Annotated in this window: 12 protein-coding genes; 2 read left to right on the forward strand and 10 right to left on the reverse strand. The window is 55.7% G+C overall.

Annotated features, from left to right (window positions below; translation table 11 throughout):
• Positions 1 to 8: 8 nt before the first annotated feature.
• From ACOTX1_RS04545 to mntR, 9 genes are all read right to left on the reverse strand, one after another.
• Complete coding sequence (locus tag ACOTX1_RS04545; protein WP_023315689.1) at positions 9 to 1331, reverse strand: PTS sugar transporter subunit IIC; 1323 nt, start codon at positions 1329 to 1331, stop codon at positions 9 to 11.
• Positions 1332 to 1382: 51 nt separating this feature from the next.
• The gene (locus tag ACOTX1_RS04550) at positions 1383 to 2759 is read right to left on the reverse strand and encodes a glycoside hydrolase family 1 protein (protein ID WP_023315688.1); all 1377 of its coding nucleotides are present in this window, start codon (positions 2757 to 2759) and stop codon (positions 1383 to 1385) included.
• Positions 2760 to 2909: 150 nt separating this feature from the next.
• Positions 2910 to 3416: a YbjP/YqhG family protein gene (locus tag ACOTX1_RS04555; protein ID WP_023315687.1), complete on the reverse strand. Its 507-nt coding sequence runs from the start codon at positions 3414 to 3416 to the stop codon at positions 2910 to 2912.
• A complete protein-coding gene (locus ACOTX1_RS04560; protein WP_032628178.1) occupies positions 3416 to 3784 on the reverse strand; it encodes a hypothetical protein in 369 nt (122 codons plus the stop codon). The genes ACOTX1_RS04555 and ACOTX1_RS04560 overlap by 1 nt, the downstream gene beginning before the upstream one ends.
• 164 nt (positions 3785 to 3948) lie before the next feature.
• Positions 3949 to 5472, reverse strand: a complete 1524-nt coding sequence (locus tag ACOTX1_RS04565; RefSeq protein WP_023315685.1) for an efflux transporter outer membrane subunit — start codon at positions 5470 to 5472, stop codon at positions 3949 to 3951.
• Entirely contained in the window at positions 5472 to 7043 is a 1572-nt protein-coding gene (locus tag ACOTX1_RS04570) for a DHA2 family efflux MFS transporter permease subunit (protein WP_015571056.1), read from the reverse strand. Before ACOTX1_RS04570 ends, ACOTX1_RS04565 begins: the two co-directional genes overlap by 1 nt.
• Positions 7040 to 8134: an HlyD family secretion protein gene (locus ACOTX1_RS04575; RefSeq protein ID WP_263521492.1), complete on the reverse strand. Its 1095-nt coding sequence runs from the start codon at positions 8132 to 8134 to the stop codon at positions 7040 to 7042. Before ACOTX1_RS04575 ends, ACOTX1_RS04570 begins: the two co-directional genes overlap by 4 nt.
• 101 nt (positions 8135 to 8235) lie before the next feature.
• Positions 8236 to 9345, reverse strand: a complete 1110-nt coding sequence (locus ACOTX1_RS04580) for an anion transporter (RefSeq protein WP_023315683.1) — start codon at positions 9343 to 9345, stop codon at positions 8236 to 8238.
• Positions 9342 to 9815 carry a manganese-binding transcriptional regulator MntR gene (mntR, locus tag ACOTX1_RS04585; protein WP_022650657.1) on the reverse strand — a complete coding sequence of 158 codons (474 nt, stop codon included), beginning with the start codon at positions 9813 to 9815 and terminating at the stop codon, positions 9342 to 9344. Before mntR ends, ACOTX1_RS04580 begins: the two co-directional genes overlap by 4 nt.
• Positions 9816 to 9998: 183 nt before the next feature.
• On the opposite strand from mntR, the gene mntS reads away from it, so the two are divergent.
• Together mntS and ACOTX1_RS04595 are read left to right on the forward strand one after the other, a co-directional pair.
• Entirely contained in the window at positions 9999 to 10127 is a 129-nt protein-coding gene (gene mntS / locus ACOTX1_RS04590; protein WP_017384915.1) for a manganase accumulation protein MntS, read from the forward strand.
• A 269-nt stretch (positions 10128 to 10396) separates the two neighbouring features.
• Positions 10397 to 11980 carry a phosphoethanolamine transferase gene (locus tag ACOTX1_RS04595; RefSeq protein ID WP_023315682.1) on the forward strand — a complete coding sequence of 528 codons (1584 nt, stop codon included), beginning with the start codon at positions 10397 to 10399 and terminating at the stop codon, positions 11978 to 11980.
• A 114-nt stretch (positions 11981 to 12094) separates the two neighbouring features.
• Here ACOTX1_RS04595 and ompX read toward each other — a convergent pair whose 3' ends face one another.
• Positions 12095 to 12613 carry an outer membrane protein OmpX gene (gene ompX, locus ACOTX1_RS04600; protein WP_003858450.1) on the reverse strand — a complete coding sequence of 173 codons (519 nt, stop codon included), beginning with the start codon at positions 12611 to 12613 and terminating at the stop codon, positions 12095 to 12097.
• Positions 12614 to 12860 lie beyond the last annotated feature (247 nt).

Consider the following 12860-nt stretch of genomic DNA (forward strand, 5'->3'; position numbering starts at 1 on the left):
CCTTTCAGTTAGTTTTCTATCCCGCTGTTTTTCATCGCCACTCTCTCGGCAATCTTGAGGAAAGGCAGGTAGAAGAATACACCAAATACGATGATTGCCAACTGCACCACCACCGCGCGCCAGTCCCCCGCCGTCGCCAGCCAGGCGCTGAGGATCGGCGGGGTCGTCCACGGGATCATCACCACGCAGCGCGACATGAACCCCAGCGTGGTACAGAGCCACGCAAAGTAAATCCCGATGGCGGGCAGCAGCACAAACGGGATCATAAGCGGCAGGTTAAAGACTATCGGCAGGCCGAAAATCACCGGCTCGTTGATGTTAAACAGACCCGGCGCCAGCGACAGACGCGCCACCTGCTTCGCTGATTTCTGTCTTGAGAAGATGAAGATAGCGATCAGCAATGAGATTGTGCTGCCCGTCCCGCCCACCATGCCAAAGGTCGGCACAAAGATGTTGTTGATGATGTGCGGGATCGGCTGGCCGTTGGCGAAGGCCAGCATATTTTCATTGGTATTGATCAGCAGGAACGGCTCCAGCACCACGCTGTTGACCACCGACTGATGAATACCGAGCGTGAACAGGAAGTTACCGAAGCTGTAGATGAAAATCGTCCCGGGCAGACTGGTGTTGATCAACCGCAGCGGCTGCTGAATAAATGTCGTAATGAGATGGATCAGATCCGTGTGCAGCACGTTCGCCAGTATGGCCGCCAGCAGCGCAAACAGGGAGAGCGTGAGGATCGTCGGGATCAGCGCGGTAAAGGATTTACTCACCGCTGGCGGTACGTTCTCCCCGAGCGAAATGTGCAGTGCTCTGAGCCGTGAAATGGCGATAAACAGCTCGGTTGAGAGCAGCCCAATCAGCACCCCGGCGAAAATCCCGGTGGAGCCGATATTGGCGAACGTCAGCACCTGGGTGACGTTCACCGTGGCGTCGCTGCCGACGGGGGTAATCTGTAAGCGCATCGGCATCATGATAATGAAACTGCTGACGGCGATAACCACTGCCGAGACCGGATTGTCGAAATCTTTGTTGCGCGCCAGCGACCAGGCAATCATCGGGGCCAGCAGCAGCGCGGCGATGTTCAGCGTGCCGTTGATAATCGCCTCGCCCCACACCTTAAACTGCGTAAGCGTGTCGCCCGCAAAAATCCACGGGAACACCACGTTATTCACCAGCACCGCCAGACCGGCAAGGATGAAAATCGGCATTACCGTGGCGAAGGCATCGCGCAGGGAGCGAAGATGCACCTGGTTTGCCAGGCGCGCCGAGAACTCTACAAATTTATCGACAAAAGACTGCATGTGCGGTGTTATTTTTGTTTCAGACATAGCGGAGTGTTCCCATTAATCAGTCACAAAAACGGCCCGGCAGCGTACGGCTTACATCTCGCGTCCGTTGGTATGGATAACCTGTTTTAACCACGCGTAGCTCTTCTTCGGCACGCGCTTCAGGTCTTTCAGGTCGTGATTTTCACGGTTGACGTAGACCACGCCGTAGCGCTTGCGCATGTCGCCCTGGGAGCTGAGAATGTCAATCAACCCCCAGCCGAGATAGCCCATCACCTCTGCCCCATCCTCGAATATTGCCGCTTTCATCGCCTCGATGTGCGCCCGGTGGTAGTCGATGCGGTAGGTGTCCTCAACCGGATTCAGGCCATCCCAGGACTCAATCACCCCAATACCGTTCTCAATCGGGAATACCGGCATCCGCCAGTCGTTGGCGTAGCGGGTGATGATGGTGCGAAAGCCCAGCGGATCGATCTGCCAGTTCCACTCGGTGGCCTTCAGGTACGGATTGTTTTTCTCGCCGTGCAGCAGGTAATAGTTAACCGGCGTGCCTTCCGGGATGGCATCGCTGTCCAGCGTTTTGCTGGCGTAGTAGCTGAAGGCCATAAAGTCGTTCTTCGTGCGCGCAAACAGCGCGAGATCGTCTGCGCGGTAGATATCGCCGAAGCCCTCCTGCTCCACCACCGCCATTACCGCCGGGCTGTAGCCCTGGCCCGCGAAGACGCGCAGCAGGTTCTGGTTGAGGAATTCGTCGTACTGCTGGGCGCAGAAGATATCGCGCGGTTTGCAGGTGGCCGGATAAATCAGCTGGTGCGCCAGCATGCCGCCCATCAGCTTGCCCGGCTTAGTCTGGTGCAGGTATTCGGTCAGAGTCATGTGCGCCACCATCGCATGGTGCTGAAGCTCATACAGCTCGCGCAGGGTTTGCTCACCTTTCATGTAACCGGAAATGCGAAAAGCTTCCGGCATATGGAAAATGTTCTGCTCGTTGAAGGTCAGCCAGTACTTCACCCGGTCAGCGAAGCAGTCGATCATCTTTTTGCCGTAGCGGATAAAGGCGTCCACCACGCGGCGATCGATGAAGCCGTTGTACTCTTGCGCCAGCGCCAGCGGCATATCGAAGTGGTAGAGACAGACCATCGGCTCGATACCGCGGGCGAGCAAATCGTCAATAAAGCGGTCGTAAAAGGCGATGCCCTCGTCGTTGAACTCGCCGTCACCCTGCGGGCAGATGCGGCTCCAGGAGATCTGGAAGCGGTAGCAGTTCATGCCCAGATCCTGCATCAGGTCGAAATCTTCCCGGTACCGGTGGTAGGAGTCGGTCGCCACTTTCCAGTCAGAGATGTTTTCACCGGCTTCCCGAATGTCATACACCGACATCCCCTTCCCGCCCTCATTCCAGGCCCCTTCCGTCTGCATGCTGGATACCGAGTTGCCCCATAAAAAGTTGGCTGGCAGTGATTTGTTCATGGTTGCTCCCTTTATGACTAGTCATTTAAATTTCATGACTAGTCATATAGGCGAAGATGAAATATCGATCAAAGGTGTGGATCGTTTTTTGTGAGGTTGATGGAAATAAAAAGCCCCGGCAGTTGCCGAGGCTAAGTTCCTGTTTAACGTTTAAAGCCCGCTTTCGGCTGCAATTTTTGCCTGGGCAATTGCTCCGGCATTGAATATGGGATGCTCGTGATTGTTCGTTAAGTCACGAACGCGGTAGATTTTCCATGCATCATCTTCACGACGAAGAAATACTTCAAGGTGAATGCTCCTCCCGCCACCTGCCCCTTCCATCACCTGGACTACTTCCCCGTTTAAAAATGGCCTTGCGTTTTCCACCCGTAACGCAGGTATCCATTCGCGGGCGTAATCCTGGGTATACGTAAAATAGTCAGACTCTATTAATTCTTGTTCCGGGATTTCCTGAATAGCACCAATGCGAGCAATAGTATCAGCAGAAACATATTTACGCAGTTCGTCGGCAGGATAGGGCCTGGCTTCATTACTGCCGAATGCACAAAGATAGGATTTATAAAATGATACGGTAGTATCTTTCGCACTCTGCTCTTGACTGGCAGCAGAACTACATCCCACCAGCAACATAGCGACTGATAAAAATATCCTTTTCATCAATGCATCCTGTAAATTTTAAATGATGGTTGCATTTTGCGGTACCCAGGCCCCGGATACATGCTTTTTTGAACAAAATCAGAAATCCACTGCGTGCCGTCATACATAGTCATGTGACCTATGCCGTTTCCTCCGGGATAAGGCTGTATCACAGCCACATCGCCAGCTATTAAAGTCGAACCGGGCGGCAGCTCACGGAATCCAGCACGTAATAATTCCGCCCCATAATCTTTTGCATAATCTGTATTAGGCACCTTAACACCTCCAGCCAGAATCGCCAGACGGGTAAACTTAGCACATTCACTATGAGAGTGCCCCAGCGCGTGTGAACGGAGATACGAAACAGCAACATCTTTATTCCAACTCATTCTTAGTTCCCTTAAGTAAGTAAGAACGGAATTATTGTGCCAGTCATTAACCTGATGTTGGTTAAATAATGCTTAAATTTGTCCGGCCAAAATATTAATTTCGCGCCCAATAAAAAGGCCGGATTCGCTGCGCGGATCCGGCCAGAGTCATCGCTGTTAAAAGATTATCCGCGCGGGGCGTCGCCAAAGACGCTGTAGTCTGGCAGCCGCACCTGCTGATACGGCTCCCAGCCGCCGCCGAGGGCTTTGTAGAGCGCCACCAGATCAAGCGCGCTCTGCACCTGCGCCTGCGCCCGCTGCTGTTCGGCCTGAGCGAGCTGACTCTGGGCGTCCAGCACGTCAATAAAGCTGGCGATCCCCTGCCGGTAGCTGTCGCTGGCGAGATCAAAGGCGTTTTGCAGCGCGTCGATGGTTTTCGCCAGGCCCGCTTCACGCTGCTGGTCGGTGCGATAGCTCACCAGCGCGTTTTCAACGTCGCCGAGCGCCGTCAGCACCGTCTGACGATAGTCCAGCACCGCCGCCCCCTGCTGCGCGCGCGCCACCTTAACGCTGGAGACCAGCCGTCCGCCCTGGAAAATCGGTATGGAAACCTGCGGGCCAAAGCTGTAGAAGTGGCTGCTCCAGTCGGTTAGCCAGTTGGATTCGCTGTTGCGCAAGCCAAACTGCCCGGAGAGGGTAAAGCTCGGGAACAGCTCTGCCACCGAGACGCCAATCTGCGCCGTGGCGGCATGGAGATTCGCCTCCGCTTCGCGCACGTCCGGGCGACGGCGTGCGAGGGTGGACGGAATACCGGTCTGCACAATATCCGGCAGGGCAGGCATCGGCTGTACGGATTGCAGTTCGGCATCCAGCGCGCCCGGCGGCTTACCAAGGAGGATCGCCAGCCCGTTCATCGCCTGGCGTTCCTGCGCCTGATACTGCGGCAGCTGGGCTTCAAGATTGCCCAGCTGCGCCCGGGCGTTCTCCACGTCCATCTGCGGCGACAGCCCGCCCCGCTGGCGGCTTTCGGTCAGCTCCAGCGTCTGCTGTGCGCTTTCAATTTGCGTATTAAGCGTGGCAATGATGCTCTGCGCCCCACGCAGCTGTAGCCACGCCCGCGCCACTTCGGCTTCCAGCGAGACCAGCGCATCGTTACGCTGCTCGATCGCTGCCCGCTGCTGCGCCTCGGCCGCTTCTACCTGACGGCGCACCTTGCCCCACAGGTCGATTTCCCACTGGGCGTCGAAGCTGCCCTGATAGAGGTTAATCGGCTGCGTCAGCGGGCCTAACGCGCCCCGCAGTTCAGGATCGACATTATTCAACTGGTCGTACACACCGTGGGATTTTAGCTCCCCTTCCAGCCCAAGCTGCTGGCGCGTCGCCTGCACATTGCCATTCACCGACGGGAAAAACGCCCCGCCGGCCTGGTTAATCTGTTCGCGCGCCCCGGCAATGCGTAATACGGTTTGCTGTAGCGTCAGATTTCCGGCGATGGCGCGTTCAATCAGGCTGTCGAGCTGCGGCGAGCCGAAGGTTTTCCACCAGCGCGGGTTAGTGGCGGCGGAGGAAGTTTGCGATTTCACCGCGCTGTCGCCCTTATCGTTCCAGTGCGTGGTGGCGAGCGGTGCAGGCTGTTGGTAGTCCGGCCCGACGGCGCAACCCACCAGCAGCATCATTATCATCAGGGGGTGTAAACGTCTGTGTATCATCAGTGTGCTCCTGCACTCCCCTCGCTCTTAACCGGCGAGAGCAATAAACAAAACGGAATCAGTAATAAGGCCACCGCGCTCAGAATGGTGAAGACGTCAATGTAGGCCAGAAAGCGCGACTGCTCGATCATCGTCTGGTACATCCGTCCGGTGGCAATGCCGGTCGGATCGCCCACCTGAGTGGTGAAGTTCTGGATCGCCTGGGCGCTTTCGCGAATCGCCAGCTGGAATTGCTCGTTAAACGGCGAAGCGTGGTAAGCCAGATGCGCGCTGTGCGCCTGCGAGCGCTCGGTGATCGCCGCCGTCGAGAGCGAAATCCCAATCGAGCCGGCCACGTTGCGGAACATGGTAAACAGCGCCGCCGCGTCGGCGTTAAGCCGCCTCGGGATAGAGATAAAAGCAATTGTGGTGAGGGGCACAAACAGGAACCCCAGTCCAATCGACTGAGCGCTGCGGAACAGCACCAGCGTTTCGAAATCGATATCCGGCGTCAGCGTGCGGGACCAGAAGAACGACACCGCCAGGCAGGTAAAGCCGAAGGCGATGATCCAGCGCGTCTGCACCACCGGCATCAGCTTCAGCACCAGCGGGATGGTCAGCACAATCAGCACCGCGCCGGGCGAGAGCACCAGCCCGGACCAGGTGGCGGTATAGCCCAAATCCTGCTGCGCCAGCTGCGGAATAACCACCGAACTGCCGTACAGGATCATCGCCATCCCCGCCATCAGCAGGCTGGAGATCGCAAAGTTGCGGTCCTTCATACAGTGCAGATCCACCACCGGCTTTCTGGCATACATCAGCCAGTAGATCGCGCCGATAATACCGACCAGCGTCAGTACTGCGAAGGTGCGGATAAAGTTCGAATAAAACCAGTCATCATCTTCGCCCCGGTCGAGCATCACCTGCAAACAGCCAAGACCGAGGGCGATCAGGCCGATCCCCGTCCAGTCGACGGTGAGCTTCTCTTCCGACTTTTTCTCCCACGGCGGATCTTCCAGCAGCTGATAGATGGCCAGCACCGTCACAATCCCTACCGGGATATTGATAAAGAACACCCAGCGCCAGGAGTAGTTATCGGTGATCCAGCCCCCCAGCGTGGGGCCGAGCACCGGCGCGACGATAATGGCAATGGATGAAAGGCCAAAGGCTTTGCCCCTGTCCTCCGGCTTAAAGTAGTCGAGTAGCACCGACTGCTGGGTAGGCTGCAACCCGCCGCCAAAGAACCCCTGCATCACGCGGAACAGGATGATTTGCCATAGCTCGGTGGCGATACCGCACAGGAACGAGCAGATGGTGAACATCACAATGCAGATCAGGAAGAACTGTTTGCGGCCAAACAGGCGGCTGAGAAAGGCCGAAATCGGCAGCACGATGCCGTTCGCCACCAGGTAGCTGGTGAGCACCCAGGTGGATTCGTCATAGCTGGCCGAGAGCGACCCCGCGACGTGGGGCAGCGCCACGTTGACGATGGTGGTGTCCAGAATTTCCATAAACACCGCCAGGGTGACCACAATCGCCACCGCCCACGGGTTACTGGCGGGCTTCCAGTTATCGTGGCTGTGATCCGTCATTCCACGGTGACCTTCGGTTCAACCGACAGCCCCAGCGGCAGCGGCTTGTTCGGATCCAGCCCTTTATCAATCACGATTTTCACCGGTACGCGCTGAACGATCTTCACAAAGTTACCGGTGGCGTTTTCCGACGGGAAGGCGGAGAAGCGCGAGCCGCTGCCCTGCTGGATGCTGTCGATATGGCCTTCCAGCTCCATATCCGGCCAGGCATCGACGGACACGGTCACTTTGTCGCCCGGCTTCATGCGCTCAAGCTGCGACTCCTTGAAATTCGCCACCACCCACACGTTCGGGGAAACCAGCGAGAACAGCGCCGTGCCGGCCTGCACCAGCGTACCGGGCTGGACGTTGCGTTTAGTGACGAAACCGTCGAACGGGGCGCGGACTTCGGTATAAGAGAGGTTCAGGTTGGCGGTTTCCAGCTGCGCTCTGGCCTGATCGACCTGCCGTTCGCGGGCTTCGACGTTGGTCTCCTGCTGGCGGATTTGCAGCTGGACCTGCTCCGCCACCTCCAGCTGCGCCTGGGCGCTGGCCAGCCCCGCCTGCGCGCTGCGCAGCTGAGCGTTCGCGGCATCGATACTTTGTTGCGTGGTCGCGCGCGGGTCAACGCCGCGCTGACGGCGGTACTCCGCCTGCGCGTTGGCCATATCCGCCTGGGCTTTAAGTACCTGGGCTTTGGCTTCATCACGCTGGGCGGGATATTGCACCTTCGAGAGCGCCAGCTGCGCCTGCGCCTGATGCAACTGCGCAACCGCCAGCTCAAGCTGGGCCTGAGCCTGATCGCGCTGGGCGGTGGTATCACGCGGATCGATCACCACCAGCACATCCCCTTTTTTCACGCGCTGGTTATCCCGTACGCGAAGTTCTGTGACGTAGCCTGCCGTTTTTGGGGCAATGGTCACTACGTCGCCATCGGTAAAGGCGTCGTCGGTGGTCTCTTCGTTACGGGTTAAAAACCACCAGACCAGCGCCACAATCACCATCACGATGACCACGATACCAAGGATAATTAACGGTTTTTTCCCCGGGCGCTTGCGCTCGTTATTGTTTTGATCCTGCTCGTCAGCAGGTGGGTTTTGATTTTCTGCCATAGTTCAGCAACGGTCCTGTCAGTGAGCGGCATCACACTATGCCGTTCACTAAAGCTAGGACGTTGCTATACATTTGCCAGGAAAAACTGACAAATTGCGCACTATATGAGAAGGAATAGTCCGAAACCGACCGCCGCTGACCAGAGCAGCATCGGGATTGACCATAAATGGAAGCGCCACCAGATGCGGCGATCGTTGGCCATCCGCAGGGCGATGAGGTTAGCCAGCGAGCCGGGCAGCAGCCCAAAGCCGCCGACATTGACCGCCCACGCCAGCAGTACCGTAGGGGGAACATAGTTAAGCAGCAAAATGGTGGACGGCACGTTACTGATCACCTGCGAGAGACCAATCGCCGTCAGCCATAATCCCGGCTGCGACAGACCGCCAACGCTATGGAGAACGTTCTGCAATACCGGGAGCTGGATCAGCAGATGGACGTCAATAAACATCGCCATAAACACCAGCAGCAGCGTCCAGTCAACGCTCACCAGCACCCGCCGGGCGAGGAACAGGAAGCCGCACGCCACCAGCAGCGCGCCAGCCAGCGCCTGGTTTAACTCCAGCGCGATAAGAAAAACGATATACAGCCCCAGGCAGCTCCAGACGAGACGCGGCTGCCACTGGGGCCCGGTTGTACCGCTGTGGTACTGCAACGATTTATTCGGGAAAGCAAACCAGCCCACCGCCAGCAGCGACGCCACGATCGCCAGCGCCAACGGCGCCATCTGCCCGGTAAATGCGGTAAACGACAGGCCGGAGCGTCCCCACAGCAGAATGTTCTGCGGGTTACCGATCGGCGTGAGCAGCGAGCCCGCATTGACGGCCAGCGCTTCAAAGATAATCAGACGGGTAACCGGTATTTCGCACAGCTTACGCAGCGTGAGCGTAAGCGGCACCACGATAAACAACGCCACGTCATTAGTGAGAAACGTCGACAGCAGCGCCGCCGAAAAGACCATGAACAGGGCCAGCTTGCGCTCGGTGGCGAAGCGGCGCACCATTTTGCGCCCCAGCACGTCAAAATAGCCGCTCAGCTCCACGCCTTTGGTGAGCATCATCAAACCGCTCAGGGTAATAATGGTGCGCCAGTCTATGGCCGCCGGCCAGGTGTGCGGCGTGAAGGGCACAAAGACGCTGAGCCCAACGCCAGTGATAAGTAAAAGATGGAAAAAGCGATCGCGTTTCAGGGCCTGCAAGCCGGGGATGTTCATTCAGCGGAGGGACCGTATTTGAGTGTAAATTCGCGGAACTTCACCAGCGTCTCTTCGCTGACGTGGTGTTCCATACCTTCGGCATCCCGACGGGCAATTTCCGGGCTGACGCCCAGCACCAGTAAAAAATTCTCGACGATCTGATGGCGCTCGCGGCTCTCCTGCGCCAGTTTTTCGCCTTCAGCGGTGAGAAACACCCCGCGCCAGGGGATCATCTCGATCAGCCCGACCGACGCCAGACGTTTTAACATTTTGGCAACGGTTGGCTGCGACACCCCAAGGCGTGCGGCCATATCCACCTGGCGCGCTTCTCCAACCTCACGAATCAGATCAGAGATCAGTTCGACATAATCATCAATCAGCTCCCGGCGATGCGCCTCGCGCACCTGGCGGAAGCCTTCCACATGCTCTTCAACGTTCACCAGTTGCGTCGTTTTTTTTGTTGTTGGCTTACCTGCGCGACGGTTCATTGTGCTTCCTCAATGGGGTTGACGCTTCCAGCGCCCTGTAACGGAGCGCACATTGTAAACCATAGCTCTACAAGCACAAAAAATTAACGAATTAGCCATAGCTATACAATATAGCCTGTGCTATATCTGTATGTAATGCAGTCACCCTTCACGGATCGAAGGGATCATGAATCAGGAGGTCTTATGAATGAATTCAAGAGGTGTATGAACGTGTTTACCCACTCTCCTTTTAAAGTGCGCCTGATGCTGTTGAACATGCTGTGCGATATGTTTAACGCCAAACCCCAGCAGGACGACAACTCTTCCCACTAAGCGGCGTCGCGGTACGCCGCTTCATTTTCCTGTCACACTTTCGCGGTAAGCTGGCCTGTTCCCGATTATTTTTGCGTATTTGCAGCCCCCTTCGCAAAACATCTGTTTAGCAACTGTTGACCTTAATTCACGCTCGCACTATCTTCTTGCAGCCCTGCACAATTTGCGGCTCGCTGAAGCGGACCTCTCATTCCCTTTCCACGCACTGTCCGGCAGGCTTTGACCCTTGACGCCAGGGTGAGCACATGGCGTTTTCGTGATAGTGATCTATGAACGTAACCCTGATTGATACACTTGTTACCCGCAGCCGGGGCTTAAGCCCGTGGACGGGATTCTATTTTTTGCAATCGCTGTTGATTAACTTTGCTCTTGGCTACCCCTTTAGCCTGCTTTATGCCGTCGGGTTCACCTGTATTCTTCACCTTCTCTGGCGAAGCGCACCGCGCATGCAGAAGGTGCTTATCGGGATTTGTTCTCTGGTTGCTGCCGCCTATTTCCCGTTTGGCCAGGCCTATGGCGCGCCAAACTTTAATACCCTGCTGGCGCTCCACTCCACCAATATGGAAGAGTCCACAGAGATCCTGACGATCTTTCCGTGGTACAACTACGTGGTTGGCCTTTTCATTTTTGCCCTCGGCGTGATTGCGGTTCGCCGTAAGCCCGTCGGGAAAAAAGCATGGGGTAAAATTGAAAGCCTGTGCCTGGCCTTTAGCGTGGTGACGTTTTTTGTTGCGCCGGTACAAAATATGGCCTGGGGCGGCGTGTTTAAGCTTAAAGATACCGGGTATCCGGTGTTTCGCTTCGTCAAAGACGTGGTGGTGAATAACGAGGAAGTGCTCGACGAGCAGGCACGTATGGCCGAGCTTTCCACCATGAAAGACACCTGGAACGTGCTGGCGGTGAAACCAAAGTATCACACCTACGTGGTGGTGATCGGAGAAAGCGCGCGTCGCGATGCGCTCGGCGCGTTTGGCGGTCACTGGGATAACACGCCGTTTGCCAGCGTCGTTAACGGTACGCTGTTTACCGACTACGTGGCGGCCAGCGGCTCGACGCAGAAATCACTCGGTCTGACGCTCAACCGCGTGGTGGATGGAAAACCGCAGTTTCAGGATAATTTTGTCACCCTGGCCAACCGGGCAGGTTTTCAGACATGGTGGTTCTCTAATCAGGGACAGATCGGCGAATATGATACCGCCATCGCCAGCATCGCGAAGCGTGCCGACGAGGTACAGTTCCTGAAAAGCGGTGATTTCGAAGCCGATAAAAACACAAAAGATGAAGCGTTGCTAAAAATGACGGCGCAGGTCTTTGCCACCCAGCGCACCCAGCCGCAGCTGATTGTCCTGCACCTGATGGGGTCACACCCGCAGGCATGCGATCGTACCGGGGAAAAATATGCGGAGTTTGTGCAATCCAAAGAGACGTCCTGCTACCTCTACACCATGACGCAAACCGACGATCTCCTCAGCAAGCTGTACGGGCAGTTGCGCAACAGCGGCGACAGCTTCTCGATGGTCTATTTCTCTGACCATGGTCTGGCGTTTAAGGAGCGCGGTAAAGAGGTGCAGTATCTGGCCCACGATGACAAGTTCCAGCAGAACTTCCAGGTACCGTTTATGGTGCTGTCGAGTGATGACAAAACGCATCGCATTATAAAAGCGCGCCGTTCCGCGAACGATTTCCTGAAATTCTTCTCACAGTGGACGGGGATTAAGGCAAAAGAAATAAAAAATGATTACCCGTTTATCTCCGGGAAGAAGGGCCCACCAGTCTACATTACCAACTTTAAGTTACAGAAAGTCGACTATAACCATCTGGGGACGGATATTTTCGATATTAAGAGTAAGTAATTTCTGCCGTTTCGTGCGGGCTGATGCTCACCCTGGTCCTCTCCCACGGGGAGAGGGTACAAACAAAAAAAATCCGCCACATTGGGCGGATTTTTTACTGGCTCACCGAAGTGATTAGAAGCGGTAACCTACGCCCGCGATCCAGGTGCCAACGTCAACGTTGCGGATACGGCTCTGCTCATAGGAGAAGTCCAGAGCAACGTTTTCGATTGGGTTGAACTGCATACCTGCGCCATAGGAGAAACCATAGTCGCTGTTGCTTGCAGTACGGTTCAGACCCTGGTTTTCGGTCTGCTGGAATTTACCGTAGCCAACACCTACAACACCGTAGATGCTTGCCCAGTCATTCAGGCGGTAAGCAGGACCCGCGGTGATGCCGTAGTACTGACCTTTATTGTAAGAGCCATTTTCAGTACGATCTTTCTCGGTGTAAGTGAAAGAACCGATCACACCCAGCGGGTTGTTGTCTTGCTCGTAACGGTACTTCAGGTTGAAACCGTTGGTTTTGTTCATCACGCCCTGCATATCGCTCTGAGCGTAACCACCAGTTACAGTAGAAGTTGCCGCTACAGCGGTACCTGCGGAAACAGCCAGAACAGCTGCCAGTGCTGAAAGACATGCAATTTTTTTCATAACCACCTCAAATGTGCTTCAAGTAAGTCCGTAAGTTTTAAATATATCAAAAAAATCTGTGAAACTCTTTGTCATTCACGATGTCTAATGCGACCTTTCCTGTAACAGAACATTTCCAGCACCAGCTATCTTGTTAAAATAACTCCAGATTTTCACCTTCAAACGCTAATAGTGCGCGTCATCGCCAGAAAGTTCATCCAGATTATTCCTAATCTTTCAGGCGATAAAAGCATCAACCTTTCCTCAT

Origin of the sequence: Enterobacter cloacae complex sp. IR5401 (assembly GCF_049238425.1) — a bacterium.
In the GTDB taxonomy this organism is placed as follows: domain Bacteria; phylum Pseudomonadota; class Gammaproteobacteria; order Enterobacterales; family Enterobacteriaceae; genus Enterobacter; species Enterobacter hormaechei_C.